The organism is Salinarimonas sp., assembly GCF_040111675.1.
Taxonomy (GTDB): domain Bacteria; phylum Pseudomonadota; class Alphaproteobacteria; order Rhizobiales; family Beijerinckiaceae; genus Salinarimonas.
The window spans coordinates 2193795-2219191 of record NZ_CP157794.1 but is presented as its reverse complement, the minus strand read 5'-3'; the positions used below and the strand labels follow the sequence as shown (position 1 = coordinate 2219191).

General features: G+C 71.6%; 23 protein-coding genes. 17 read left to right on the top strand and 6 right to left on the bottom strand.

The window, feature by feature from the left end; translation table 11 throughout:
* The first annotated feature begins 32 nt into the window (after positions 1 to 32).
* The 8 genes from ABL310_RS10280 (at position 33) to ABL310_RS10245 (ending at position 9098) form a co-directional block, all read left to right on the top strand.
* Complete coding sequence (locus ABL310_RS10280; RefSeq protein ID WP_349371581.1) at positions 33 to 1208, top strand: VWA domain-containing protein; 1176 nt, start codon at positions 33 to 35, stop codon at positions 1206 to 1208.
* Between the two features lie 38 nt (positions 1209 to 1246).
* Positions 1247 to 2020, top strand: coding sequence for a phosphodiester glycosidase family protein (locus ABL310_RS10275; RefSeq protein WP_349371580.1), 774 nt, complete (start codon positions 1247 to 1249; stop codon positions 2018 to 2020).
* Between the two features lie 138 nt (positions 2021 to 2158).
* Positions 2159 to 3466, top strand: a complete 1308-nt coding sequence (otnK, locus tag ABL310_RS10270; protein ID WP_349371579.1) for a 3-oxo-tetronate kinase — start codon at positions 2159 to 2161, stop codon at positions 3464 to 3466.
* 79 nt (positions 3467 to 3545) lie between these two features.
* Entirely contained in the window at positions 3546 to 4529 is a 984-nt protein-coding gene (locus ABL310_RS10265) for a TRAP transporter substrate-binding protein (protein ID WP_349371578.1), read from the top strand.
* A 273-nt stretch (positions 4530 to 4802) separates the two neighbouring features.
* Entirely contained in the window at positions 4803 to 5360 is a 558-nt protein-coding gene (locus ABL310_RS10260) for a TRAP transporter small permease (RefSeq protein ID WP_349371577.1), read from the top strand.
* A gap of 6 nt (positions 5361 to 5366) precedes the next feature.
* Positions 5367 to 6641 carry a TRAP transporter large permease gene (locus ABL310_RS10255; protein WP_349371576.1) on the top strand — a complete coding sequence of 425 codons (1275 nt, stop codon included), beginning with the start codon at positions 5367 to 5369 and terminating at the stop codon, positions 6639 to 6641.
* Positions 6642 to 6652: 11 nt separating this feature from the next.
* Positions 6653 to 8098, top strand: coding sequence for an aldehyde dehydrogenase family protein (locus ABL310_RS10250; protein WP_349371575.1), 1446 nt, complete (start codon positions 6653 to 6655; stop codon positions 8096 to 8098).
* A gap of 250 nt (positions 8099 to 8348) precedes the next feature.
* A complete protein-coding gene (locus tag ABL310_RS10245) occupies positions 8349 to 9098 on the top strand; it encodes an SDR family oxidoreductase (protein WP_349371574.1) in 750 nt (249 codons plus the stop codon).
* 30 nt (positions 9099 to 9128) lie between these two features.
* Here the strand turns inward: ABL310_RS10245 and ABL310_RS10240 are convergent, their stop codons facing one another.
* The 3 genes from ABL310_RS10240 to ABL310_RS10230 all read right to left on the bottom strand — a co-directional run bounded on the left by ABL310_RS10240 (position 9129) and on the right by ABL310_RS10230 (position 12739).
* Positions 9129 to 9872, bottom strand: a complete 744-nt coding sequence (locus ABL310_RS10240) for a TetR family transcriptional regulator (protein WP_349371573.1) — start codon at positions 9870 to 9872, stop codon at positions 9129 to 9131.
* Positions 9873 to 9982: 110 nt separating this feature from the next.
* Positions 9983 to 12016, bottom strand: coding sequence for a methyl-accepting chemotaxis protein (locus tag ABL310_RS10235; RefSeq protein WP_349371572.1), 2034 nt, complete (start codon positions 12014 to 12016; stop codon positions 9983 to 9985).
* Positions 12017 to 12097: 81 nt separating this feature from the next.
* Positions 12098 to 12739 (bottom strand): GNAT family N-acetyltransferase, encoded by a 642-nt coding sequence (locus ABL310_RS10230; protein WP_349371571.1) that lies wholly within the window; start codon positions 12737 to 12739, stop codon positions 12098 to 12100.
* 119 nt (positions 12740 to 12858) lie between these two features.
* Here ABL310_RS10230 and ABL310_RS10225 point away from each other — a divergent pair, with 119 nt between their 5' ends.
* Positions 12859 to 13248, top strand: a complete 390-nt coding sequence (locus tag ABL310_RS10225; protein WP_349371570.1) for a response regulator — start codon at positions 12859 to 12861, stop codon at positions 13246 to 13248.
* Positions 13249 to 13254: 6 nt separating this feature from the next.
* Here the strand turns inward: ABL310_RS10225 and ABL310_RS10220 are convergent, their stop codons facing one another.
* Positions 13255 to 14208, bottom strand: a complete 954-nt coding sequence (locus ABL310_RS10220; RefSeq protein ID WP_349371569.1) for a hypothetical protein — start codon at positions 14206 to 14208, stop codon at positions 13255 to 13257.
* 366 nt (positions 14209 to 14574) lie between these two features.
* Positions 14575 to 15744 carry an enolase C-terminal domain-like protein gene (locus ABL310_RS10215; protein WP_349371568.1) on the bottom strand — a complete coding sequence of 390 codons (1170 nt, stop codon included), beginning with the start codon at positions 15742 to 15744 and terminating at the stop codon, positions 14575 to 14577.
* 201 nt (positions 15745 to 15945) lie between these two features.
* Between ABL310_RS10215 and ABL310_RS10210 the strand changes: the two genes are divergently transcribed.
* The 3 genes from ABL310_RS10210 (at position 15946) to ABL310_RS10200 (ending at position 17511) form a co-directional block, all read left to right on the top strand.
* Entirely contained in the window at positions 15946 to 16152 is a 207-nt protein-coding gene (locus ABL310_RS10210) for a hypothetical protein (protein ID WP_349371567.1), read from the top strand.
* Positions 16153 to 16183: 31 nt separating this feature from the next.
* Complete coding sequence (locus ABL310_RS10205; protein WP_349371566.1) at positions 16184 to 16672, top strand: hypothetical protein; 489 nt, start codon at positions 16184 to 16186, stop codon at positions 16670 to 16672.
* 161 nt (positions 16673 to 16833) lie between these two features.
* Positions 16834 to 17511, top strand: coding sequence for a UPF0149 family protein (locus tag ABL310_RS10200; protein ID WP_349371565.1), 678 nt, complete (start codon positions 16834 to 16836; stop codon positions 17509 to 17511).
* Positions 17512 to 17526: 15 nt separating this feature from the next.
* Here ABL310_RS10200 and ABL310_RS10195 read toward each other — a convergent pair whose 3' ends face one another.
* Positions 17527 to 19035 (bottom strand): AMP-binding protein, encoded by a 1509-nt coding sequence (locus ABL310_RS10195; RefSeq protein ID WP_349371564.1) that lies wholly within the window; start codon positions 19033 to 19035, stop codon positions 17527 to 17529.
* Positions 19036 to 19232: 197 nt separating this feature from the next.
* Between ABL310_RS10195 and ABL310_RS10190 the strand changes: the two genes are divergently transcribed.
* The 5 genes from ABL310_RS10190 (at position 19233) to ABL310_RS10170 (ending at position 25238) form a co-directional block, all read left to right on the top strand.
* Positions 19233 to 19673, top strand: a complete 441-nt coding sequence (locus ABL310_RS10190) for a c-type cytochrome (RefSeq protein ID WP_349371563.1) — start codon at positions 19233 to 19235, stop codon at positions 19671 to 19673.
* A gap of 76 nt (positions 19674 to 19749) precedes the next feature.
* The gene (locus ABL310_RS10185) at positions 19750 to 20337 is read left to right on the top strand and encodes a hemerythrin domain-containing protein (RefSeq protein WP_349371562.1); all 588 of its coding nucleotides are present in this window, start codon (positions 19750 to 19752) and stop codon (positions 20335 to 20337) included.
* Positions 20338 to 20433: 96 nt separating this feature from the next.
* Positions 20434 to 23070, top strand: a complete 2637-nt coding sequence (locus tag ABL310_RS10180; protein WP_349371561.1) for a PAS-domain containing protein — start codon at positions 20434 to 20436, stop codon at positions 23068 to 23070.
* Between the two features lie 18 nt (positions 23071 to 23088).
* Entirely contained in the window at positions 23089 to 23844 is a 756-nt protein-coding gene (locus ABL310_RS10175) for a response regulator transcription factor (protein WP_349371560.1), read from the top strand.
* A 200-nt stretch (positions 23845 to 24044) separates the two neighbouring features.
* Positions 24045 to 25238 carry a substrate-binding domain-containing protein gene (locus ABL310_RS10170; RefSeq protein WP_374730384.1) on the top strand — a complete coding sequence of 398 codons (1194 nt, stop codon included), beginning with the start codon at positions 24045 to 24047 and terminating at the stop codon, positions 25236 to 25238.
* The last annotated feature ends 159 nt before the right edge of the window (positions 25239 to 25397 follow it).

Here is a 25397-nt window from a genome sequence, read left to right as displayed (position 1 = left end):
CGCCCCGCCCGCGCCCGCCGCAAGGTGCGGGCATGCTCACGACCTTCTTCGCCGAATTGCGCGCCGCCAAGGTGCCCGTGTCGCTGCGGGAATATCTCACGCTGCTCGGCGCGCTCGAGCGCGACCTCGCCGAGAAGCGGGTGGAGGACTTCTACTATCTCGCCCGCGCCACGCTGGTGAAGGACGAGCGCAACCTCGACAAGTTCGACCGGGTGTTCTCGCGCGTGTTCAAGGGGCTCGGCACCATGGGCGAGGCGCTCGAGGCCGCCGAGATCCCCGAGGAATGGCTGCGCAAGATCGCCGAGCGCTACCTCACGCCCGAGGAGAAGGCCGAGATCGAGGCCAAGGGCTGGGACCGGCTGATGGAGGAGCTGAAGCAGCGCCTCGCCGAGCAGAAGGGCCGCCACCAGGGCGGGAACAAGTGGATCGGCACCGCGGGCACCTCGCCCTACGGCGCCTACGGCTACAACCCCGAAGGCATCCGCCTCGGGCAGGACGGCAACCGGAACTTTCGGGCGGTGAAGGTCTGGGACAAGCGCGAGTTCAAGGACTTCGACGACACGGTCGAGCTCGGGACGCGCAACATGCGGGTCGCGCTGCGCCGTCTGCGCCGTTTCGCGCGCACCGGCGCCGCCGACGAGCTCGATCTCGACGGCACGATCCGCGAGACGGCGAAGCAGGGCTTCCTCGACGTGAAGATGCGCCCCGAGCGGCGCAACGCCGTGAAGGTGCTGCTCTTCCTCGACGTGGGCGGCTCGATGGACTGGCACGTCGAGCGCGCCGAGGAGCTGTTCTCTGCGGCGCGGGCGGAGTTCAAGCATTTCGAGCATTTCTACTTCCACAATTGCCCCTACGAGGGCCTGTGGAAGGACAACCGCCGCCGCCACGCGGAGACGATCCCGACGCTCGACGTGATCCGCACCTTCGGCCCGGACTACCGCGCGGTGTTCGTCGGCGACGCCTCGATGAGCCCCTACGAGATCCTGATACCCGGCGGCTCCGTGGAGCACTGGAACGAGGAGCCGGGGCAGGTCTGGCTCGAGCGCATTCTCGGCCATTTCGGCAAGGCCGTGTGGCTGAACCCGATCCCGCAGGCGCATTGGGGCTACACGCACTCCATCGGGCTCGTGTCGAAGCTCATCGAGGGGCGGATGTTCCCGCTGACGCTGGAGGGGCTCGACGGAGCCATGCGGGAATTGGTGCGGTGACCGGTAGCCATCCGGCGCGGTCGGCATACAATGGAGGCATGATCGCTTTCCCCCCACGTCGGCTCGTCTCCCCGGCGCTCCTCGCGCTGACCCTCGTCATCCTCGCGGCCCCCTCGCCCGCCGCGGCGCAGACGGCGCTGGCGCCGTGCGGGCCGCGCACCTTCGAGGGCACGCGCTTCACCGTGTGCGAGATCGATCTCGACGCGCACCGGCTCGCGCTGTTCGCGGAGAACGGGGACGGGCTGCCCTACGGCCGTTTCGAGAACCTGCCGCGGGAAATCGACGGCGCGCCCCTCGTCTTCGCCATGAACGCCGGCATGTTCGACGCCGAGCTCGACCCGATCGGCCTTCACGTCGAGGACGGCGTCACGCTGAACGAGGCGAACACCAACGAGGGGCCCGGCAATTTCCACATGATGCCGAACGGGGTGTTCTTCGTCGCCGAGGGTCGGGCCGGCGTGATGACGACCGAGGCCTATCTCGCCGCGCGGCCCGATGCGGAGCTCGCGACGCAGTCCGGACCGATGCTGGTCATCCAGGGCGCGCTGCATCCGCGCTTCCTCGCGGATTCCGATTCGCTCAAGCGCCGCAACGGCGTGGGCGTCGGGCCTGGCGGCGAAGTCTATTTCGCCATCGCCGACGAGCCGGTGACCTTCCACAAGTTCGCCCGGCTGTTCCGGGACGGGCTCGGCGCGGACGACGCGCTCTTCTTCGACGGCGGCTTCGTGCCGAGCCTCTACGCGCCGCATCTCGAGCGGGCCGACGGCTGGCTGCCGCTCGGGCCGATGATCGCGGCGTACGCGCGTCAGTAGCGACAAAACCCGCGATTCGGGCGGAATTTCGCATCCGTCTGGGCCGAAAGGCTCGACTTTTGCCCCGTTGCCGCCCGCTTCCCGTCCCGCTAACCTGCGGCGCGCATCGAAGGGCGCGTCCGCGCACCGGGGAGAAGCATGAGCACGACGGACCAGATCGGCGCGGCGGCGCGAGCCGTCGCGCTCGGCTGCATCGCCGACGACTATACCGGCGCGACCGATCTCGCGAACACGCTGGCGCGGGCCGGCCTCTCCGTCGTGCAGACGATCGGCGCGCCCGACCCCGCCTTGGCGCTGCCGGCGACGGACGCCGTCGTGGTCGCGCTCAAGATCCGCTCGATTCCGGCCGCCGACGCGGTGGCGCGCGCGAAGGACGCCTACGCCGCCCTGAAGGCGGCCGGCGCCCGGCACGTGCTCTACAAGATCTGCTCCACCTTCGATTCCACGGACGCCGGAAACATCGGGCCGGTGACCGACGCGCTCCGCGCCGAATCGAGCGCCGGCGTCGCGGCGGTGACGCCGGCCTTTCCGGGCACGGGCCGCACGGTCTACCAGGGTCACCTCTTCGTCGGCGACCGGCTCCTGTCCGAGAGCCCGCTCAAGGACCACCCGCTGAACCCCATGCGCGACGCCGATCTCGTGCGCGTCCTCGCCCGGCAGAGCGCGGCGCCGGTCGGCCTCGTGCCGCTCGCCACGGTGCGCGCCGGCGCGGACGCGATCGCGGCGCGGCTGGACGCGCTCGCGGCCGAGGGCGCGGGCGCGGCGATCGTCGACGCGGTGGCGGACGAGGACCTGATCCCTCTCGGCCAGGCCGCCTTGCGCCAGCCGGTCTCGACCGGGGCCTCCGGCCTCGGCCACGGACTCGCCCGGGCGCTGATCGCCGCCGGCCTCGCGAGCGAGAGCGCGCCGGCGCCGCTGCCGGCCGTCGGCGGACCGGCCGTCGTGCTCGCCGGAAGCTGCGCGGCCGCGACCCGGGCGCAGCTGGCGGCGGCGGAAAAGATCATGCCGGTCCAGCGCATCGACGCCGCCGCTGCGGTGGCGGATCCGGAGGGCGCCCTCGCCGACGCCCTCGCCTTCGCGCGCGAGAAGCTGCCGGCGGGCCCCGTCGCCATCGCGACGAGCGCCGATCCGGACGCCGTCGCCGCCGTTCAGGCGCGCTACGGCGCGGCGCAGGCGGGCGCGGCGCTCGAGGGGCTCCTCGCGCGCATCGCCGAGCATCTCGTCGCCTACGGCCTGCGTCGGCTCGTCGTCGCCGGCGGCGAGACGTCGGGCGCCGTCGTCGACGCGCTCCAGGTCAAGGCCCTGCGCATCGGCCGCGAGATCGCGCCCGGCGTGCCGGCGACCCTCGCGCTCGGCGCCCCGGCCGGGGCGCTGGCGCTCGCGCTGAAATCCGGCAATTTCGGCGACGACGACTTCTTCGCCCGCGCGCTCGAGGCGCTGCCCTGACGCGTGGCGAGATCATCCGGGCGGCGCAGACCGTCCGGCTCGGTTCAACGAAGCAAGACCTCTGGGAGGACCAAGGCAGATGATGCATCAGACCCTCAAGGCCGCGCTCGCCGGCGCGGCGCTCGTGGCGCTCGGCGTCGGCGGCGCGCAGGCGCAGCAGGAGCTCAAGCTCGGCTACTCGCTCGCGCCCACCTCGCATTACGGCGTCGGCGCGACCGCCATGGCCGAGGAGCTCGAGCGGCTCTCCGGCGGGCAGTTCACCATCGCCCAGTTCCCGGCGAACGCGCTGGGCGGCGAGCGCGAGATGGTCGAGGGCGCGCAGATCGGCACGGTGGATCTCGTCATCACCTCGACGGGCCCGGTCGGCAACTTCGTGCCGGACACGCTGATCACCGACATCCCCTTCCTGTTCCGCGACTACGAGCACGCCCATGCCGTGCTCGACGGGCCGATCGGCCAGGAGATCCTCGATCAGTTCCCGAACCACGGCCTGGTCGCGCTCGCCTGGGGCGAGAACGGCTTCCGCAACCTGACCAACAACGTGCGCCCGATCCGCACGCCGGAGGACACGCAGGGCCTCAAGGTGCGCACCATGGAGAACCAGGTGCACATGCGCGCCTTCCAGGAGCTCGGCGTGCTGCCGACCCCGATGGCGTTCCCCGAGCTGTTCACCGCGCTCCAGCAGGGCACCGTCGACGGCCAGGAGAACCCGATCGGCGTGATCCTGTCGGCGAACTTCGCCCAGGTGCAGGACCACCTGACCCTGACCCAGCATGTCTACTCGCCGGCGCTGATCATCATGTCGCCGATGGTGTGGGAAGGCCTCTCCGACGAGGAGAAGGGCTGGTTCGAGCAGGCCGCCCAGGCCGGCGCGGCGGCCATGCGCCTCAAGGTGCGCGAGGACGCCGAGAACGGCGTCGCGACGCTTCAGGAGCAGGGCATGCAGGTGGTCGAGGACGTCGACCGCGCGGCCTTCGAGGCGGCCCTCGCCCCGGCCTTCGCGGAGTTCGCCGAGCGCTTCGGCCAGGAGAAGATCGACGCCATCCGCAACACCGGGATGTGATCGATCGCCCCTCTCCCGAACGGGAGAGGGGCTCCCTCCGCCGGACCTCGGTTCCCTGAAAGGACCGAGCGCCACCTCTGTCATCCCGGATTGCGAAGCAAGTCCGGGACCCATTCCCGCCGAGGTTTGCTTGCGCGCGCATGCCGCGCGCACAGCTCCGCGGCTGCGAGTCGACGGTCGTGCGATGCGGCGTGTACGCTGCAAGACGGTCGTCGGAGGTTCTGGGTCCCGGGTCGCCGTCGGCGCCCGGGATGACAGGCAGATCGGATCGCCATGCTCACCGCCCTCAAGCTCGTCGACCGCACCGTCTTTCACGTCACGCTGACGCTGGCGATGCTGCTCCTCGTCGCCATGGCGAGCGTGTCCTTCTACCAGGTGACGACGCGCTTCGTGTTCGAGCAGCCCTCGACCTGGTCGGAGGTGACCTCGCGCAGCCTTCAGATCTGGATGGTCTATCTCGGCCTCGTCGCGGCCTTCCGGACGGGATCGCTGATGTCGGTGGACATGCTCCAGCGGCTCGCGCCGCGGCGCCTCAAGATCGTCGTGATCTGCGCCATCGCAGGCCTGAACCTCGGCGTGCTCGCCGTGATGTTCTGGTGGGGCTGGGACATGGCCACCCGCGTGCGCTTCCAGACGCTGGCGGGCGTCGACAACCCGTTCACCGGGGGCGGCATCTCGATCGCGCTCGTCTACACCGCCATCCCCGTCGGCGCGGCGCTCTCGATCGTCGCCGTGCTGGCCCGCTTCGCCGAGGACGTGACCCGCGCCAGCAAAGGCGAGCCCGTCTCGGAAGCCGAGGCGGTCGCGCAGCTGAAGCGCCAGGAGATCTGAAGCGCCATGTCGACCTTCATGCTGGCCGGGATGGTCTTCTTCATCGCGCTCGGCGTCCCCATCGCCATCGCGATCCTCGCCGCCTCGATCGGCGGCATCGCCTTCTTCACGCCGCTCCCCCTCGTCGTCGTCGCCCAGCGGCTGATGACGACGATCGATTCCTTCCCGCTGATGGCGATCCCCTTCTTCATCCTGGCGGGGAACCTGATGGAGGCGGGCGGCATCTCGCGGCGGCTCGTCGAGTTCGCCAAGGCGCTGGTCGGCGGCGTGCAGGGCGGGCTCGCGGCCTCGTGCGTGCTCACCTGCATGATCTTCGCCTCGGTGTCGGGCTCCTCGGTCGCGACCACCTTCGCCATCGGCGCGATCATCATCCCGGCGATGATCAAGCACGGCTACCCGAGGAGCTTCGGCGCGAGCCTGCAGGCGACCTCGGCCGAGCTCGGCGTGATCATCCCGCCCTCGATCCCGCTCATCCTCTACGGCGTCGCGGCGGAGGTCTCGATCGGCGAGCTCTTCGTCGGCGGCATCGGGCCGGGCCTCCTGATCGGGGCTGCGCTGATCGCCTTCGTCCTGGTCTATTGCCGGATCAACGGCTGGGGCAAGGAGGACCATGTGGGGCGCCTGCCGCTCCTCGCCGCCACGAAGGAGGCGGCGTGGGCGCTGTTCATGCCGGTGATCATCATCGGCGGCATCTACCAGGGCGTGTTCACGCCGACAGAGGCCTCCGTCGTCGCGGTCGTCTACGCGCTGATCGTCGGCACGCTGGTCTACCGCGCCATCTCCTGGCGCGACCTCGTCGGCGTGCTGCGCCGCTCGGTGATCGCGTCCACCATCATCATGTTCGTCATCGCGGCGGCGGGGCTGTTCTCGTTCCTGATCACCCGCGCCGGCGTTCCGGCGGCGATCTCGTCGTGGATCACCACCGTGGTCTCCGATCCGGCGATGTTCCTGCTCGCCGTCAACGTCTTCCTGTTCCTGGTGGGCATGTTCATCGAGACCTCGGCGGCGATCATCGTGCTCGCGCCGATCCTCGCGCCGGTGGCGATCTCCTATGGCGTCGACCCGGTGCATTTCGGGCTGATCATGGTGGTGAACCTCGCGCTCGGCATGATCACGCCGCCCTTCGGGGTGAACCTCTTCGCCGCATGCCAGGTGGCGCAAGTACCCCTGGAGCGGATCGTCCGGCATCTCGTACCCTTCGTGCTGGTGATCGTCGCCTGCCTGATGATCATCACCTACGTGCCGGATCTGACGCTGTTCTTCCGCAACCTCGCTTACTGAGAGCGCGCATCATGACCGTTCCCGCGCCGAAGCTCCTGATCGGCGGCTCGTTCCACGACGCCGCCGCGGGCGAGCGCATCCCCGTCCTCGACCCCTCCACCGGAGAGCCCTTCGCCGAGCTCGCCCGCGGCCGCGCGGCCGACATCGACGCGGCGGTGAAGGCCGCGCGCAAGGCGCTCGACGGTCCGTGGGGGAAGATGACCGCCACGGAGCGCGGCCGCATCCTCTCGCGGTTCGCCCAGATCGTTCTCGAGCGCGCCACCGACCTCGCCATCCTGGAGGCCCGCGACGTCGGCAAGCCGCACGCCCAAGCCAAGGCCGACGCGCTCGCCTGCGCGCGCTATTTCGAGTTCTACGGCGGCGCGGCCGACAAGGTGCACGGCGACACGATCCCCTACCAGGCCGGCTACCAGGTGATGACCTGGTACGAGCCCCACGGCGTCACCGGCCACATCGTTCCGTGGAACTACCCGATGCAGATCATCGGGCGCTCGGTGGGCGCCGCGCTCGCCATGGGCAACGCCTGCGTCGTGAAGCCGGGGGAGGACGCCTCGCTCACCGCGCTGATGCTCGGCAAGCTCGCCCTCGAGGCGGGGCTGCCGGAGGGGGCCTTCAACGTCGTCACCGGCTACGGCGAGGAGGCCGGCGCGCCGCTCGCCTCGCATCCGGGGGTCGCGCACGTCTCGTTCACGGGCTCCGTGCTCGTCGGGCAGAAGGTGCAGGAGATGGCGGCGCGCAACGTCGTGCCCGTCACCCTCGAGCTCGGCGGCAAGTCGCCCCAGCTCGTCTTCGCCGACGCCGACCTCGACGCCGCCCTGCCCTTCCTGGTGCGCGCCTCCGTCCAGAACGCGGGCCAGACCTGCTCGGCCGGCTCGCGCATCCTCATCGAGAAGCCGATCTACGAGGAGGTGGTCTCGGCGCTCGTCGAGCGCTTCTCGGCGCTCACGGTGGGCCCGGCCCTCGACGATCCCGACGTCGGGCCGATCGTCAACGCCCGCCAGCGGGACCGCGTCGCGGGCTTCATCGAGCGCGCGGAGGCCGGCGGGGCGACGGTGCTCGCCCGCGGCCGCATCCTGGACGACGCGCCCAAAGGCGGCTTCTTCGTCGCGCCCGCTCTGTTCGGGCCGGTGGATCCCGAGGCGGAGCTCGCTCGCGACGAGATCTTCGGGCCGGTGCTCTCGCTCATCCCGTTCGAGGGCGAGGACGAGGCGATCGCCATCGCCAACGGCACCGATTACGGCCTCGTCGCCGGCGTGTGGACCCGCGACGGCGGGCGCCAGCTGCGCATGGCGAAGCGCCTGCGCGCGGGGCAGGTCTTCGTCAACAATTACGGCGCGGGCGGGGGCGTCGAGCTGCCCTTCGGCGGCGTCGGCAAGTCCGGCCACGGCCGCGAGAAGGGCTTCGAGGCGCTGTACGGCTTCGCCAACCTGAAGACGGTGGCGGTGAAGTACGAGTGAGGCTCCGGCGCAAACGGGTGTCATTCCCGGCCGGAGTGAGCGGAGCGAACGAAGGGGAAGGGAACCCAGCGCAACGACTCTGCGCCGAAGGCGCGCTGCATGCCGCCGACCAGGCGGCTGGTCGCCGCTGAAGGAGCGCCTTCGGCGCAGCTGATTCGCTGGGTCCCCTTCCCCTGCGCGCCTTCGGCGCTCCGGCCGGGGATGACACCGGAGCGGTTCCGCGAGAACGAGAGAAGAAAGGAAAAGCACCATGCGTCTTTCAGGCAAGGTCGCCGTCATCACCGGAGCGGGCTCGGGGTTCGGCGAGGGGATGGCGAAGCTGTTCGCGCGCGAGGGCGCGAAGGTGATCGTCGGCGACATCGCCGAGGAGGGCGGGCGCCGCGTCGCCGCCGAGATCGGGGAGGCCGCGCGCTTCGTGCGCGCCGACGTGACGAAGGCCGCCGACGTGCAGGCCATGGTGGACGAGGCGGTCTCCGCCTTCGGGCGGCTCGACATCCTCGTCAACAATGCGGGCTACGCCCACCGCAACCGCCCGATGCTCGAGGTCGACGAGGAGACCTTCGACCGGATCTACGCCGTCAACGTGAAGGCGATCTTCCACGGGGCGCATGCCGCGATCCCGGTGTTTCGGAAGCAGGGCGCAGGCGGCGTGATCCTCAACATCGCCTCGACGGCGGGCGTGCGGCCGCGCCCGGGGCTGACCTGGTACAACGGCTCGAAGGGGGCCGCGATCACGCTGACCCGCTCGATGGCGGTGGAGCTCGCGCCCGAGCAGATCCGCGTCGTCGCGATCAACCCGGTCGCCGGCGAGACCGGCATGCTCGCGACCTTCCTCGGCGAGGACACCGAGGAGCGCCGCGCCATGTTCCGCGCGACGATCCCCATGGGCCGCCTGTCGCAGCCGACGGACATCGCCAACGCCGCGCTCTTCCTGTGCTCGGACGAGGCGGAGTTCCTCACCGGCGTGTGCATGGAGGTCGACGGCGGGCGCTGCATCTGAGCGCCGCCGCCGCTGCGCCGCGGACGATCGTCAGATCGCCGCGGCGGGGTCCTGCGCCTCACCGGCGCCGAGATCCTCGTCGTGCTCGTCGTGCCGGCGGCGGCGCGCGCCGCGCAAGCCCTCGCGGCGCAGGCGCCGGCCGCCGTCCAGCAGCGCGTCGGCGAGCGCCTTGAACGGCGCGAAGGCGCGCTGGGCGTCGTCGGCGCGCTCCATCATCCGCTCCCCGCGCTTCAGCTCGCGGTCGAGCCGCGCCATGGTGCGGGCGAGGTCCGGGCTGTCGTCGTCGTACCAGGTCTCCATCACGTTGGCGAAGACGAGGACGGCGCCCTGGATGCGCAGCGGCCCGAGGGAATCCTCGGTGGGGATGCTCGCGGCCGCCAGCATGAAGCGCTGGGAATTGAGCGCCACCTGGTTGAGCGCGGCCAGCGTCAGCGGATCGCGCCGCACGGCCACGTTGATGCGCTTGAGCGCGGCCTTGTGCGGCGTCAGCGCGTCGATGCGGCGCATGTAGACGTCGAAGAGCCGCTCGCGCGCGGGCTCGTCGGCGAGCTCGTCGGAGGTGCCGGCGAGCACCTCGACGTCGATCCTCTTGGCGAAGGCCCCGAGCACCGCGCCCTTGGAGGGGAAGGCCTCGCGGAAGGCGGCGAGCGTGATGCCGGCGCGCTCGACGATGTCGGAGAGCTCGATGTCGTCCCAGGGCCGCTCGGCGGCGAGCGCCATCAGGGCGTCGATGATCGCGTCGCGGTCGGGCGTCGTCTTCGCGGCTTTGGCCATGGCTCATCTCCTCACGCTGCCGTTTGCGAAGATAACGCGCGAGACGCCACAGTGAAGCATGGTCGATGAGCGAAAAGGCCGCGCCGCGGCAAGGACGGCGCGCAAGTCCCTCAGGCGGCCCGTCGCTCGGGCCCGCCGGCACCGTGCTCCAGGATCGCCGACACGAAATCGTCCACGGCGCGCGACAGCGCGTCCGCCTGACGGGTGAGATCGCTCGCCGAGGACAGCACCTGGCTCGCCGCCGAGGCCGAGGTCGTCGCCGCCTGGTCGACGCCGAGGACGGCGCTGGAGACCTCGGACGCGCCGGCCGAGGCCTCCTGGACGTTGCGGGCGATCTCCCGCGTCGCGGCGCCCTGCTCCTCCACAGAGGCGGCGATGGCGGCGGCCGTGCGGCTGAGGCCGGCGATGGCGCCCGTGACCTCGCCGATGGCCGCGGCCGAGGCGGCGCTCGAGCCCTGCATGCCGGAGATCTGGCCGCGGATCTCGACGGTCGCCTTCTCGGTCTGGTCGGCGAGGCTCTTCACCTCCGCGGCGACGACCGCGAAGCCGCGGCCCGCTTCGCCGGCGCGCGCCGCCTCGATGGTGGCGTTGAGGGCGAGGAGGTTGGTCTGCGCCGCGATCTCCTGGATCAAGGCGACGATGTCGCCGATGCGCTGGGCCATCTCCGCCATCTCGCGCACCTGTGCGGCGGTGCTCTCCGTCTTGCGGCTCGCGCCCTGCGCCATCTGCGTCGACTCGCCCACCTGGCGCCCGATCTCGGCGGTGGAGGCGGCCAGCTCCTCGGCGGCGGCGGCGACGGTCTGGATGTTGGCGGCCGCCTGCTCCGAGGCGGAGGCGACGGCGGAGGCTTGCCCCGACGCTTCCTCCGAGGTCGCGGTCAGCATGCGCGCGGCGCTCTCCATCTCCTTCGCCGCCCCCGCGACGCGGCCGACGATGCCGCCCACGGCAGCGCGGAAGCGCTCGGCGAGATCCGCCATCGCCGCCTCGCGCTCCCGCACCGCCTCGCGCTCGCGCGCGGCCTCGGCGGCGCGCTCCGCCTCGGCGCGGGCGAGCGCGTTGGCCTCGATGCCGGACACCGCATCGGCGAGGGCGCCGATCTCGTCGGGCCGGCCGCGGCCGTAGATGGCGACGCCGGTCTCGCCGTCGGCCAGCCGGCGCAGGGACTCCGCGAAGGCGCGCAGCGCCCGCGCGATGGAGCCGCCGAGCCAGAACGCGAGCGTCGCGCCCAGGACCGAGAACACGACGCCGACGGCGAGCGTCATCGCCGTGAGGCGGGCGACGGTCGCCTCCGTCTGCGGCCCGAGCTCGGCTTGGTAGGCCTGGCTCTCGGCCGCGACGGTCCGCAACATGGTCGCGATCTCGGCGCTGCGCTCGGCGAGGTTTCGGCTCAGCGTTATGCGCATGGGCGCGATCTCGGAGAGCCGGGCCAGGTCGGCTTCGAGCGTCTCGAGAGAGCTGCGCAGCGAGGCGATCTCCTCCCGGGCGCGACCGTCGCGGAGGACCGCCTCCAGCTCCGGCAGCACGGCGATGGCCCGGTCGATGGCGTCGGCGCCGCGGACGCTCTGGGTATCGTCGAAACGCCCCACGAGCCGCTGCGCGTAGAAGCGGGCGAGCAGAAGATCCTCGTTGACCTGCGCCGCCGTGAGCGCGGCCGCCGGCCTGCCTTCGGCCGAGACGCCGTCCGTGAGCGCGGTCAGGCGCTCGCGCGCGCTGCGCCCGATGGCGTACATCTGCTCCTCGAGCGCCGCGATCTCGCTCGCCAGCGCCTCGTAGGTGGCGAAGGCGGTGCGGAAATCCGCGACGCCCTGGTCGGCGAGCGCCAACGTTCCGCGCGCGGGGTGCGCCTCGAAGCGGGCGATCGTCTCGTCCTTGGTCCGGGAGAGCGCGTCGAGGAGGGCGAGCGCGCGCTCGGCCGCCTCAGGCGTCGGCGCCAGGCGGAAGCGCTCGAACGCGACGGCCGCGCGGAGGAAGGCGCCGTCGGCCTCGAGCAGGGAGACGTTGCGGGCGGCGGCCTCGCGATACTGGCCGAACAGGGATTCCACCCGGTTCAAGCCGAGCGTCGCCGTCGCGGCGAGCGCGACCACGGCGAGGACGAGGACGCCGAAGCCGCCGAGGAGCTTCGCGCGCAGGGACAATCGCAGCATCAGGGGCCTCCGGTGCAATCGGAAGGAGGGGCAACACGAGATAAGTTGCCCGACCCTGGCAGATGCACTCTTAAGGCGTTATTAAATTGCTGCGCATTCGTCGGGAGCGGGGCCGGCTTCGCTTGAGCCGTGTCGACGAACGCGATCGGACGGGATGCGGTAGAGCACGTGCGGCCGCAGCCGGTGCCCTTCGGGAAAGGCCGGATGCGCGAAACCGCCACGCCGATCGCGCCGCAGGCCGAGGCGTTCCATCACGGCGACGGAGCGCTCGTTGAGCGGCGTGGTGAAGCTGACGATCTCGGGAAGGCGCAGCCGCTCGAAGCCGAAGCGCAGCGCCGCGCGCGCCGCCTCGGTGGCGTATCCCCTCCCCCAGGCCGCGCGGGCGAGCCGCCAGCCGATCTCCATCGCCGGCGCGAAGGGGAGCGTTTCGGGCGCCGGGTTGAGCCCGGTGAAGCCGACGAAGGCGGGCCCGCCCTTCACCTCCACCGCCCACAATCCCCAGCCGTGGCGATCGAAACGGGCGCGAAAGCGCGCCGCCGCCGCATCGCTGTCGAGCCGGTCGAGGACCGCGGGAAAGAACGTCATCACGGCCGGATCGGCGTTGAGCGCCGCGAAGGGCGCGCGGTCGGCGTCGCGCCACGGCCGCAGGACGAGCCGCTCGGTCTCGAGCGTCGTCGGCGGCGTGACGGGCCAGATCGTCGGGACGCACGGGTCGCCTCGCATGGACGCGAGATAACCGCGCCGATCCGGGCCTGTCCAGATGCGTCCGGACCCTCGGGTCCGGGAACTGCGGCCGACGCTCGCGCGCTGTGCCGTGCGACGACGCGACGGAGGGCATCGCCGTGACGACGACATCCGCGGGGGCGACGCCGCCGCACGTGGTAGTCCTGGTGGAGGAAGAGCAGGACGAGCGCGACGCCATCGCGCGCCACCTGAACGACGCCGGCTTCCAGGTCCTCGCCGCCGACGACACGGCCGGCGGGCTCCAGCTGCTCGAGAGCGCGCGCGCCGTCACGGCCCTCGTCACCGACGCGCACGTGCCGGGACCGATCGACGGCTTCGAGCTCGCGGCGCAGGCGCGCCGGCGCTGGCCGGACGTCGTGGTGATCATGACCTCCGGCCATTCCGACGCGACGAGCGGGCCGCTGCCCGACGGCGCGGCCTTCATCACGAAAGGCTATCTCACCGCGCGGCTCGTGCCGACGATCCGGGAGAAGATCGGCGCGCGGTGAGCTCCCTCACGCGGCCTTGCGGCGCTCCCGGGCGAGGAGGCCGTCGAGGTGGCGGGCGATGGCGCGCATGCCGGACACGCCCGCTGTCGCCTCGGCCTCGGGATTGTAGTTCGTGTTGGTGTTGACGTCGTAGGCGAAGCGCCGCCCGGCCTCGTCGACGATCACCTCGATCCCGGCGATGCCGATGCCGTTCTGCGCGAGAAAGCGCTCGAGGGCCGGGATGTCCGGGTTCTCGTAGCCGGGCACGACCGCGAACTTGGCCGCGGGCGCGACGGCCGGGCAGGCGGCCTCGCCGATCGCGGCGGCCTCCACCGTGCAGGCGTCGGCCGGGCAGAGCTCGAAGCCCTCCGACGTATCCACCCGAACGGCGTAGAGAAAGCGTCCGCCGACGAATTCGAGCCGGGTGACGAACGGCTCCGGCGCCGTCACGTAGCGCTGGACGAGGGTGATCCCGTCGATCGGCTCCTCGAAATCCGGCGAGGCGAGATGCTCGGCGAGCGCCGCCTCGCCGAGGAACAGCCGCACGCCGAGCCCCTTGCCGCCGCGATTGTGCTTGAGGATCAGCGGATAGCCGAGCCGCGCGGCGGCGTCGGGGATGTTCTCGCGGCCGATGACGGCGAGCGTCTCGGGCGTCGCGATCCCGTGGGCGGCCAGCGCCTCGTACTGCGCGACCTTCGAGACCTCGAGCCGCAGCGCCCTCGTGTCGTTCACCACCGTGCGGCCGTGGCGCTCGAGCCAGGCGAGCACGGCGCCCGTGTATTCCGCGGCGAAGCGGTGGTCGCGGGTGTGCGAGGAGGCGCTCATGCGGTTGTAGAACACGCCCTCCGGCGGCGGCGCGCGCAGGTCGAGCACGCCGCGATCGAGGAACCATTCCTCGACGGGCGTCCCGAGCTCCGCGAACGCCTCGCGCAGCGGGACCACCCAGGCGTCGTTCTCGTGGATGACGTGAACCTTGGACATGGCGTGCCTCTCCTCGTGCAGGAGGAGAGATAACGCCGGCCCGACGGGAAATAAAGATATTTCCCGCTCACAAGTGCGTTTAGCTAATTAGACACATGGATCCGCGTGAAATCGGGGCCGGTCGAGCCCGCGATGCAGGCTCTCCCCTCGCCCTTGTGGCGAGGGGCCGGGGGTGTGGGTCGTGCAGAACTGTCTCGACTCGGATGCCCTGCACTTCCGTCGCGAGCCAAAAGAGAAAGGGCTCGCGCTGCCCGACGACCCACCTCCGTCGGCTTCGCCGACACCTCCTCCACAAGGGAGGAGGAAGGGAGCGCGCCGGCGTCGCGGGTCGAAAAGGACCGTCCCGCCGTTGTGTTCCCCCTGCCCTCACCCCTCCTCCAGCGGCTTCATCACCGCATAGAGCGCGCTCTTCGCCTCGAAGCCGATGCCCGGCACGTCCGGCATGGCGATGCGGCTGTCGGAGACCGGGGTGCCGTCGGCGAAGCCGCCGAAGGGGGCGAAGACGTCCGGGTAGCTCTCGTTGCCGCCGAGCCCGAGGCCGACGGCGATGTTGAGGGCGAACTGGTGCCCGCCATGCGGCACGCAGCGCCGCGGCGACCAGCCGTGCGCGCGCAGCACGTCGAGGGTGCGCAGGTACTCGACGAGGCCGTAGGAGAGCGCCGGGTCGAACTGGAGGACGTCCCGGTCGGGCCGCAGGCCCCCGTGGCGGATCAGGTTGCGCGCGTCCTGGTGCGAGAACAGGTTCTCGCCGGTGGCGAGGGTGGGCGCGTAGAGGGTCGCCAGCGCCGCGTGCTCGAGATAATCGAGCGGGTCGAGCGGCTCCTCGTACCAGCGCAGGCCATAGGGCGCGATCGCGTGGCCGAAGCGGATCGCCTCCTCGAGCGAGAAGCGGCCGTTGACGTCGACGCACAGCTTCGACCCGTCGCCGCCGAGCACGTCGAGCACGGCCTCGATGCGGGCGAGGTCCTCCTCCAGCGGCACGAGGCCGACCTTCATCTTCACCGTGGAATAGCCCCGGTCGAGATAGGAGCGCATCTCGTCCTTGAGCTCCGCCACGCCCTTGCCGGGATAGTAGTAGCCCCCCGCCGCGTAGACCCAGGCCGTCTCGTCCGCCCGCCCGCCGTTGCAGCGGTCGGCGAGCAGCCGCCAGAGCGGCACGCGATGCGCCTTGGCGAGGGCGTCCCAGAGCGCCATGTCGAGCACGCCCACCGCCACCGAGCGCTCCCCGTGCCCGCCCGGCTTCTCGTTCTTCATCATCAGGTCCCAGGCCTTGTGCGGGTCGATGAACCCGTCCGCGCCCTGGTAGGCCTCGGGCGCGGCGTCGCGCAGGCGGGGAATGAACCGTTCCCGCAGAATGCCTTGCGGCGCGTAGCGGCCGTTCGAGTTGAACCCGAAGCCCACAACCCGGCGCCCGTCCACCACGACGTCCGTCTCGATCGCGACCACCGAGGCCGTCATCAGGGAGAAGTCGATATAGGCGTTGGCGATGTTCGACTTGATGGGCGCGACGATGTCGCGAATGGCGGTGATCTTCATGGGGGCGGGCTCCGGGCTCGGGACGGGGCGCGGAGGATAGGGGCGCGGGGGACGCCGGGGAAGGCGCGGGGGTGGGGAGACGGTGTTGGGACGCGGGTGCGGCGAGGGTGGAGAGAGGGTCGCAGGATTGTGCGATTCCGCTTGATACCAACCGACGCGCATGTCAGTCTGGTTTCGACGTCAACGATGACGGAGGTTGACATGCCGGGCACGCGCAAGCCGATGACCACGCCCGACGAGCGCCTGCTCTTCGCCACGCCCGAGAGCCGTGCCGCGCGCCACCTCCTCGTGCGCCGTACGATCGCCGGGCGCCCCGTCCCGCGCGACCCCGCCGCCGAGCGCCAGCTCCGGCGCATCAAGGCGGTCGTGGAGGAGGCGTACCGCCGGCGGCCGATCGGTGAGCGTTGAGCGGTGAGCGGTGAGCGGTGAGCGGTGAGGCATGGCGGCGAACGACCGTGACGTCTACGAGCATCTGCTCGCCCGCGAGGATCTACCGATCCCGGTCTCGATGCTCGCCTTCGCCTTCTACGCCGAGGAGAAGCGGGATTGGATCGAGCACTTTCGGCAGCGGAACGGGCGAGAGCCGAGCCAGACCGAAATCGAGGAGTGGATCGTAAACTTGCCGGAAAATCGATTCGACAAGATCAGCGCCGAGGCGATGAGCTTCTTCGACCTGTCGGCACGGGACTACCTCCGCGGCGAGATCGAGCAGATGCGCGAGCATATTCTCCACACCGAGATCGTCCGGCAAGTCCGGGCCGTGAGCGGGTGGTGGCGGCAGCTGGCCATCGCGCTGATGACGGCGATCCTCGCGCCACTGCTGATCGGCGCCGTCATCGTCTCGGCGCTCGCGTACGGCACCGCGCTTCCAAGCCTCGTCGACCTCTCGGCGGGCCTGCGTGAAGTCGCGCCCTTCGGCGGGGAGTGAGGCCGCTGCGAGCGTTGGCCGGACCTGTTCTCCGTCCGGCTGGCGTGGTCCCGAGTCCTGACCGACGGCCGTCGCCCTCATCGGCCGCTCCGCGGTTCTTGCGCGGAAGGGCCGATCGCGGCTACGCGTGCGGCGAACGGAAGGACGAGGGAGAGAAGCGCATGAGGGTGCTCACCGAACGCGAGGCGAGACTGGAGGGTGACCTCGTCCGGCTGCCGGACGGTGGCATGCTGCTCGAAGCCTTCGACGGCTTCGTCGTCGGCCTCGCGCTCTGCCCCGTCGACGTGCCCGCATCGGAATGGCTGCCCTTCGTTTTCGACGCGACGCCCGAGCCGACGTTTCCGGAAGGCCTCGAGATGCCCGACACGCTGCTCGAGGACCTGCTCTGGTATTGCGACCGCATCGCGCGAACGCTCGCGCGCCATCCGGACCGGTACGAGGCGTTGCTGGGCCGTCTCGAGCGGGACGACGTGCCCGAGGACGAGGTTATCTGGGAGCTATGGGCCAATGGGTTCGGGCTCGGCTTGAATCTCCGGCCGAAGGCGTGGACGACCTACACGCTCGATCGTCGAGCCAACCAGGCGCTCCTCGGCCTGATGGCGCTGGCGGGCATCGCCGCCCGTCGGGAGGAAGGGCTGGCCGATGAGGCCGACCCTTCGCTCTTCCCGGAGCTGAACGAGACGATCGACGCCACCGCGCCGGACGTGATCACCACATGGGTTCGCATCATCGCGGAGCATGCGAGGGCCATGGCGGCTCCTGCGGTGCAGCCGGGCCGCAACGACCCGTGTCCTTGCGGTTCCGGGCGAAAATTCAAGAAGTGCTGCGGAGCGGACTGAACCGGACCGCATGCCTCACCCCTCCCCCGCCATCCCCCTCAGCTCCGTCTTCAGCACCTTCCCGTAATTGTTCTTCGGCAGCGCCTCCACGAAGCGGTAATCCTTAGGCCGCTTGAAGCGGGCGATGCGCTCCAGGCAATGGGCGTCCAGAACCGCCGCGTCCACCTGCGTCCCCTCCACCGCCACGATGAAGGCGACGACCTCCTCGCCCCAGTCGGGGTGGGGGCGGCCGACGACGGCGCATTCGGCCACCGCGTCGTGCTCGAGGAGCGCCTCCTCCACCTCGCGCGGGTAGATGTTGGCGCCGCCCGAGATGATCAGGTCCTTCGAGCGGTCCTTGAGGGTGAGGTAGCCGTCGGCGTCGAGGCTGCCGACGTCGCCGGTAAAGAGCCAGCCTTCGCGAAGCGCCTTGGCGGTGGCCTCGGGCGCGTTCCAGTAGCCCGGCATGACGGCGACGCCGCGGGCGAGGATCTCGCCGGTCTCGCCGGCGGGGAGCGGATTGCCGTCGGCGTCGGCGATGCGGATCTCGCTCACGCATTGCGCACGGCCGGCGGAGCCGAGGCGCTCGCGCCAGCGCGGATGCGTGCGCTCGGCGACCTCCTGGCGGGAGAGCGCGGAGATGCACATCGGGCACTCGCCCTGCCCGTAGATCTGCACGAAGACCGGCCCGAAGCGCTCGACCGCCTCGATGATATCGGCGACGTACATCGGCCCGCCGCCGTAGACGATGGTCTTCAGGCCCTCCCCGCGCCGGTCCGCCTTTCGGGCATGGTCGGTGAGCCGACGCACCATGGTGGGCGCCATGAACATGTGCACGCGCCCGATCCGGCCGGCGAGGTCGAGCGCTTCGCCGGGATCGAAGCCGCCGGACGGCGGGCAGGCGTGGCGCGCGCCGACCAGCACGTGGACCATGACGTAGAGCCCCGCCCCGTGCGAGAGCGGCGCGGCGTAGAGCGCGGTGTCGTCCGGCTCCGCCCGGTCGACGTCGACGAGATAGGCGAGGCTCATGGCCGAGAGCATGCCGTGCGTGATCATCACGCCCTTGGGCCGCCCGGTGGTGCCGGAGGTGTAGAACAGCCAGGCGAGGTCGCCGGGATCGCGGGGCGCGGGCGCCACGGGTCCCTCCCTGGAGAGCGCGGCGGCGAAGGGATCCGTGCCGGCGACGAGGGTCTCGACGCCGTCCGGCGCCGCGTCCGCGAGATCGGGCGTGACGACGATCAGCCGCGCGCCCGCGTTCTCGACGATCCAGGCGATCTCGCGCGGATGGAGCTTGGCGTTGATCGGGAGGGCCGCGGCGCCGGCCCACCAGATTCCGTAGAGCGCGACGAGGTAGTCGGGCGTGTTGCGCATCAGGAGCGCCACGCGGTCTCCGGCCGCGATCCCGCGGCCCGCGAGGAAGCCGGCGAAGGCGGCGGCGCGGCGGGCGAAGGCGGCGTAATCGGCGACGACCGCCTCGCCCAGCATCAGGGCCGGCGCCGCCCCGCGCGCCTCGGCCGTGCGCCGCAACCATTCCGCCTGATTCATCGCTCCCCTCCCCTCGGACGCCGCGCCGCCGCGCGGCCGCGTCCGCCCAGTGTGCCGCGGCGCTCGACGGAGGCAAGCGCGCGGACCCCGATCCCATGATGCGCTGACAATTCTCAACGGCCTTTCGGTCGGACGCTCCCAGACTTTCCGCAGGCCCGGCGACGCGCCGGGCGCACGAGAACGAGGAGGGCACGCCCATGACACGCATCTCGCTCATCGCCTGCGCCGCGGGGCTGGGCCTCGTCGCCGGCGCGGCGCAGGCCCAGGACGCCGCCACGGACGGGCGCATCGACATCGGCGCGCGCGAGTACCGCAACAGCTGCGCCGCCTGCCACGGCATGGAGGGCAAGGGCGACGGGCCGCTCGCCGACCAGATCGGCATCGAGATGCCGGACCTCACCACGATCCAGGCCCGCAGCGACGGCGTCTTCCCCTATGCGCGGCTCTACGACATCGTCGACGGGCGCGCGGAGGTGAAATGGCACGGCTCGCGGGAGATGCCGGTCTGGGGCGACGCCTACCGGGCGGAGGCGCCGTGGTATGTCGGCCCCTACATGACGCAGGCGGACGCCGAGGCCTACGCCCGCGGGCGCATCCTGGCGCTCCTCGGGCACATCCACGAGCTCCAGGAGGAGTGAGCCGCGCCGGCGGCGGGCTTTGCGTCGGGCGCGCGGCCGGTCTATGCCGTTCGGCTCACGCCGCCGGAGACCGCCGATGACCGCGCCCGACCTGCTCGCCCTCGACGTCCGCCTCGGCTGGCCGGCCGATCTGCGCGTGCTGCTCGAGCGCTACCCGCGCGAGGTCTGGCCCGACCATCCCAATCTCGGCCACACGGCGCGGTTCTGGCTGCAGCGCCACGCCAAGTTCCGCGAGCTCGGCGGCGCGCTCCAGGCCGGAACCGGCGCGTTGCGGGAAGGCGAGGTCGCGCCGGGCGCCTTCAAGGGCTGGTTCGTGCCCCGCCTGCGCTTCTTCCTCGGCGAGCTCGAAGGGCATCACCAGATCGAGGATCACGCCTATTTCCCGATCTTTCGCGCCGCCGACGCGCGGCTCGCGCGCGGCTTCGACGTGCTGGAAGGCGACCACGAAACCATCCACCACGCCCTCGAGCGCACGGCGGAGCGGGCGGGCGCCTTCCTGCAGGCGCCCGAGCACGACCGCGACGCCGTGCTGCGCGCGGCCGACGCCTATGCCGACGAGGCCGACGCCCTCCTGCGCCGGCTCCTGCGCCACCTCGACGACGAGGAGGACCTCATCGTCCCGATGATCCTCGACCGCGGCGAAGGGGATCTCGGAATCGCCTGAAACAATAGAAACAGTCCTCCCCCTCCGCAGACCGAAAGCAGACATCGACACCCCTTAGGAAAACGCGCCGACACGACCGGTGCGAGGGACCGAACGATGAGCGACGGGACGACCTGCGGAGCGGGGCTCGAACGCATGCTCGACGCCGTGCCGACGCGGATCTGGCTCATCGACGCGGACGATCGCGTACTCTGGTGCAACGCGCGGGCCGCCGAGCTGCTCGGCTGCGCGCCGGGGGCCGTCGTCGGCCTCTCGCTGCCCGAGACCTTCGGCTCGCCCGCCATGCCCGACAGGGAGGCCCGCGCGGCGGCGCTCGCGGGCGAGGAGGCCTCCTGGCGCGGCTGGGCGGACTATGCCGACGGCGTGCGGCGCTACACCGAGCGGCGCTTCACGCCCCATCGCGACGAGACGGGACGCCTCGTCGGCTATCTCGAGTTCACCTCCGACCAGACCGAGCTCATGGCCGCGCGCGACGCCGCCGCCCGCGCCGAGACGCGTCTCGCCGACGCCATCGCGAGCCTGCCCGACGGAGTCGCGGTGGAGAACCCGGACGGGCGGCTCGCCGCATGCAACGGGGTCTATGCCGGCGTCTACGGGCTCCCGGCCGAGCAGCTCGTCGGGATGGATTTCGAGGAGCGCATGCGCGTCATGCGTTCGCGCGTCACCATCGTCGAGGGCACGCCGCTGGATGCCGATCCGAAGGCGGCGCAGGGCCGGCTGCGCCGGCTGCGGCGCGAATCCCTCGACCCGATCGAGGCGAAGCACGTGGATGGCCGCGAGCTCGTGATCCAGCGCGCGCCCACCGCCGAAGGCGGCCGGGTGGTGCTGATGACGGACATCACCGCCCTGCGCGCCCGCGAGCGCGAGGCCTCCGAGGCGCGCGCCCTCCTGGAGGACGCCGTGGAGGCGGTGGCGCTGGGCTTCGCGATCTTCGACGCCACGGGCGCGCTCGGCCTGTGCAACCGCAGCTTCGTCGAGACGCTGGGACCGGAGGCGGCGCGCGTCGGCGCGACCTGGACCGAGATCCTCGCCGCGAGCGCCGAGGCGGGCCGCTTCCTCCCCGGCGAGGGAGAGACGGCGCGCTGCCTGTCGCGGCGGATCGAGGCCCGCCTGCGCTGCGCCTGCGAGGAACGCCTCGCCCATGCGGACGGGCGGCTCTTCGCGGCGTCGCGCTCCGAAACCCGCGGCGGCGGCGTCGTGATCACGCTGCGCGACATCACCGAGACCGCCCGCGCCGAGGCCGTTCTGCGCGACAGCTGGGAGACGGTGAAGAGCGTGCTCGAGGCCTGCCCGACGCCGATCACCATGTCGCGGCTGCGCGACGGGCGCATCGTCTACGTCAATCCGGCGGCCCGGGAGATGATGCGCATGCAAGAGGCCGACGGCTCGACCCTGGCGCACTGGCGCACGCTCGAGGACCGCGCGGATTATGTCGCGCGGCTCGTCGCCGAGGAGCGCGTCGACGGGCTCGAAGCCTGCTTCCGGCGCGGGGACGGCGAGGACATCTGGCTCGCCATCTGGTCGCGGCTCGCGGAGTTTCGCGGCGAGCCGGTGATCGTCACCGCCGCGGCGGACCTCGCCGAGCGGCGCGCCCGCGAGGCCGAGCGCGCCCGCCAGCGCGAGGTGATGCATCAGGCCGAGAAGCTCGGCGCGCTGGGCGAGGTGCTCGCGGGGGTGAGCCACGAGCTCAACAATCCGCTCTCCGTCCTGGTCGGCCAGGCCGCGATCCTGCTGGAGACCGCGCCCGATCCGCATGTCCGTCGCCGCGCCGAGCGCATGGCGGAAGCCTCGGCCCGCTGCGCGCGCATCGTCAAGAGCTTCCTCGCCATGGCGCGCCAGCAACCCGCCGCCTTCGGCCGCCTCGACCTCCGTGCGGTCGTCCGCGAGGCGCTCTCGGCCGCGGGACCCGAGATCGAGGCGGCGGGGGCGCGCGTCGCCCTCGACCTGCCGGAGAGCGGCGCGCCGACGGCGGGCGATCGCGAGCAGCTGCGGCAGGTGATCGTCAATCTCCTGACGAACGCCGCTCAGGCCATGGCGCACGGGCCCGGCCCACGCCGGATATCCCTCGCGCTCGGCCTCGACCCCGCCGCCGGCGTCGCGCGGCTCAGCGTCAGCGACAGCGGGCCCGGCGTGCCGGAGCGCATCGCGTCCCGCATCTTCGAGCCGCTGTTCACGACGAAGGCCGGCAAGGGCTCGGGCATCGGGCTCGCCTTGTGCCACCGGCTGGTCACGGCCCATGGCGGCATGATCGGGCTCGACCGCGCCTTTCGGGAGGGCGCGCGCTTCGTGGTCGAGCTGCCGCTCGCGCCGAGCGCGGACGCGGAAAGGACGCTCTCGCCCGCGCCGAACCGTTCCGTGGGGCGCACGGTGCTCGTCGTCGACGACGACGAGGAGGTGCTGCGCACCACGGCCGAGCTGATCGAGATCGACGGCCACCGCGCGCTCCTCGCCCGCTCGGCGACCGAGGCCTTGCGCCTCCTCGCCGGAGAGGCGCCGGACGTCGTCTTCTCGGACGTGCGCATGCCGGACATCGACGGGCTCGAGCTCTACGCCCTCATGGTCGCGCGCCGGCCCGAGCTCGCCGAGCGCGTGGTCTTCGCCACCGGCGACGCGCTGCGCCCCGACATCGCCCGCGCGCTGGCCCGGATCGGCCGGCCGTGCCTCGAAAAGCCCTTCCTTCCGGAAGACATTCGCGCCATCCTCACACAGGTCGCTCGGCGCCCGGGCGACTGACAGCCGCGGTTCGAGCCCGTGACAGACAAGCCTCGCATCCTCGTCGTGGACGACGAGCGCGACGTTCGCGAGACCCTCGCGGACTACCTCGCCCTCCATGGCTTCTCGCCGGAGCTCCTCGACGGCGGCGCCGCGCTGCGCGCCCGCGTCGCCGACGGCGCGCCCTTCGACGTCGTGCTCCTCGACATCACCATGCCGGGCGAGGACGGCCTGTCGCTGGCGCGCTGGCTGCGCGAGGTGACCACGGCCGGCATCGTCATGGTCACGGCGCACGGCGACCCGATCGACCGCATCGTCGGCCTCGAGGTCGGCGCGGACGACTACATCCCCAAGCCCGTCGAGCTGCGCGAGCTCGTGGCGCGCATCCGCGCCCTGATGCGGCGCATGGCCGACGCCGCCCTCGCGGCGCCGGCGGCGGCGGTCGAGGCCGCCGCGCAGGCCGTCGCGGCGCCTCAGACCCGTCGCATGCCCATCGGCGAGATGATGCTCGACCTCGACGCGCGCCGCCTGCTCGACGCCGACGGGCGCGACGTCGCCTTGACCGCGATGGAGTTCGACCTCCTCCAGGTTCTCGCCGAGCGCCCGGACAGGGTGCTTTCCCGCGAGCAGCTGCTGGAGCTCTCCCACAAGGACCCCGACGAGCCCTTCGACCGCTCCATCGACATCCGCATCGCGCGCCTGCGCCGCAAGATCGAGCGCGACCCGGCCCGGCCGGAGATGATCAAGACCGTGCGCGGCGTGGGCTACGTCTTCGCCAGGCGACCGGGCGATTGAGCATCCGTCGGCGGGTCTCGGCGAGCCGGCCCAGACCCGCCCCGGCCCCGCTCCCGCGTCGGCGAGCGGCCTCTTGCCAAAACCTGAAACATGAACCATGCTTCATGTCAGGCTCGGCGACCGGGCCGGGAGCCGGCGGCAAGACCGGCGCGAGGCGAGGCGAGAGGGCCCGCGACAGGCGGGACCCCAGGGAGGAATCGATGAGATCGAGGGCATTCGTCGCCGGCGCGGCGATGGCGCTCGCGGCCGCGCTGGGCGCGGGCGCGGCTGGCGCGCAGGAAGAGATCCGCATCGCGCACGTCTACGGCAAGACGGGCGCGCTCGAGGCCTACGCCAAGCAGTCCCACACGGGGCTGATGATGGGCCTCGAATACATGACCGACGGCACGATGGAGATCGACGGCCGCAAGATCGTGGTGATCGAGAAGGACACCCAGCTGAAGCCGGAGATCGGCCGCGCCATGCTGGCGGAGGCCTTCGGCGACGACGACGCGCATATCGCGGTGGGGCCGGTCTCCTCCGGCGTGGCGCTGGCGATGCTGCCGGTGGCGGAGGAGTACGAGCGCATCCTGATCGTCGAGCCGGCGGTGGCCGATTCGATCACGGGCGAGAACTGGAACCGCTACGTCTTCCGCACGGGCCGCAATTCCTCGCAGGACGCGATCTCGAACGCGGTGGCGCTCGGCGAGGAGGGCGTGACGATCGCGACGCTGGCGCAGGACTACGCCTTCGGCCGCGACGGCGTCGCCGCCTTCCGCGAGGCGCTGGCGGGGACGGGCGCGGAGCTCGTGCACGAGGAATACGTGCCGACCGACACGCAGGACTTCACCGCCGCCGCCCAGCGCATCTTCTCCGCGCTCGAGGGCGAGGAGGGCCGCAAGATCGTCTTCGCGATCTGGGCCGGCGGCGCCAACCCGCTCGGCAAGCTCGACGAGATGGCGCCCGAGCGGCTCGGCATCGAGCTCGCGACCGGCGGCAACATCCTCGCCGCCATGTCCGCCTACAAGGCCATGCCCGGCATGGAGGGCGCGACCTACTACTATTACGAGATCCCCGACAACGCGATGAACGACTGGCTGGTCGAGCAGCACATGGCCCGCTACGGCGAGCCGCCGGACTTCTTCACGGCGGGCGGCATGGCGGCGGCGTCCGCCGTGGTGACCGCGATCCGCGAGGCGGGGTCGACGGACACCGAGGCGCTGATCGAGACCATGGAGGGCATGGCGTTCGAGACGCCCAAGGGCACGATGATGTTCCGGCCGGAGGACCACCAGGCGCTCCAGTCCATGTACCACTTCGAGATCCGCGTCGAGGACGACGTCGCCTGGGGCATCCCGGAGCTCGTCCGCGAGCTGACGATCGAGGACATGGACATCCCGATCCGCAACCAGTGAGGGGATGCCGCGTCTCTCCCCCTCCCGAGGGAAATCTCTCTCGGAGAGGGGGCGGGGACGAGGGGCGTGCAGGATCGGCGCCGGACGCTCTCCTTCCCTGTAGGGGAAGGTGGCTCGGCGAAGCCGAGACGGATGGGGCGCGGCGCGTGAGCGACGCAT

Excerpts from the sequence above, each read along its gene's own strand:
- ABL310_RS10280 (WP_349371581.1), top strand. The coding sequence starts at position 33 with ATGCTCACGACCTTCTTCGCCGAATTGCGCGCCGCCAAGGTGCCCGTG.
- ABL310_RS10275 (WP_349371580.1), top strand. The coding sequence starts at position 1,247 with ATGATCGCTTTCCCCCCACGTCGGCTCGTCTCCCCGGCGCTCCTCGCG.
- otnK (WP_349371579.1), top strand. The coding sequence starts at position 2,159 with ATGAGCACGACGGACCAGATCGGCGCGGCGGCGCGAGCCGTCGCGCTC.
- ABL310_RS10265 (WP_349371578.1), top strand. The coding sequence starts at position 3,546 with ATGATGCATCAGACCCTCAAGGCCGCGCTCGCCGGCGCGGCGCTCGTG.
- ABL310_RS10260 (WP_349371577.1), top strand. The coding sequence starts at position 4,803 with ATGCTCACCGCCCTCAAGCTCGTCGACCGCACCGTCTTTCACGTCACG.
- ABL310_RS10255 (WP_349371576.1), top strand. The coding sequence starts at position 5,367 with ATGTCGACCTTCATGCTGGCCGGGATGGTCTTCTTCATCGCGCTCGGC.
- ABL310_RS10250 (WP_349371575.1), top strand. The coding sequence starts at position 6,653 with ATGACCGTTCCCGCGCCGAAGCTCCTGATCGGCGGCTCGTTCCACGAC.
- ABL310_RS10245 (WP_349371574.1), top strand. The coding sequence starts at position 8,349 with ATGCGTCTTTCAGGCAAGGTCGCCGTCATCACCGGAGCGGGCTCGGGG.
- ABL310_RS10240 (WP_349371573.1), bottom strand. The coding sequence starts at position 9,872 with ATGGCCAAAGCCGCGAAGACGACGCCCGACCGCGACGCGATCATCGAC.
- ABL310_RS10235 (WP_349371572.1), bottom strand. The coding sequence starts at position 12,016 with ATGCTGCGATTGTCCCTGCGCGCGAAGCTCCTCGGCGGCTTCGGCGTC.
- ABL310_RS10230 (WP_349371571.1), bottom strand. The coding sequence starts at position 12,739 with ATGCGAGGCGACCCGTGCGTCCCGACGATCTGGCCCGTCACGCCGCCG.
- ABL310_RS10220 (WP_349371569.1), bottom strand. The coding sequence starts at position 14,208 with ATGTCCAAGGTTCACGTCATCCACGAGAACGACGCCTGGGTGGTCCCG.
- ABL310_RS10215 (WP_349371568.1), bottom strand. The coding sequence starts at position 15,744 with ATGAAGATCACCGCCATTCGCGACATCGTCGCGCCCATCAAGTCGAAC.
- ABL310_RS10210 (WP_349371567.1), top strand. The coding sequence starts at position 15,946 with ATGCCGGGCACGCGCAAGCCGATGACCACGCCCGACGAGCGCCTGCTC.
- ABL310_RS10205 (WP_349371566.1), top strand. The coding sequence starts at position 16,184 with ATGGCGGCGAACGACCGTGACGTCTACGAGCATCTGCTCGCCCGCGAG.
- ABL310_RS10200 (WP_349371565.1), top strand. The coding sequence starts at position 16,834 with ATGAGGGTGCTCACCGAACGCGAGGCGAGACTGGAGGGTGACCTCGTC.
- ABL310_RS10195 (WP_349371564.1), bottom strand. The coding sequence starts at position 19,035 with ATGAATCAGGCGGAATGGTTGCGGCGCACGGCCGAGGCGCGCGGGGCG.
- ABL310_RS10190 (WP_349371563.1), top strand. The coding sequence starts at position 19,233 with ATGACACGCATCTCGCTCATCGCCTGCGCCGCGGGGCTGGGCCTCGTC.
- ABL310_RS10185 (WP_349371562.1), top strand. The coding sequence starts at position 19,750 with ATGACCGCGCCCGACCTGCTCGCCCTCGACGTCCGCCTCGGCTGGCCG.
- ABL310_RS10180 (WP_349371561.1), top strand. The coding sequence starts at position 20,434 with ATGAGCGACGGGACGACCTGCGGAGCGGGGCTCGAACGCATGCTCGAC.
- ABL310_RS10170 (WP_374730384.1), top strand. The coding sequence starts at position 24,045 with ATGAGATCGAGGGCATTCGTCGCCGGCGCGGCGATGGCGCTCGCGGCC.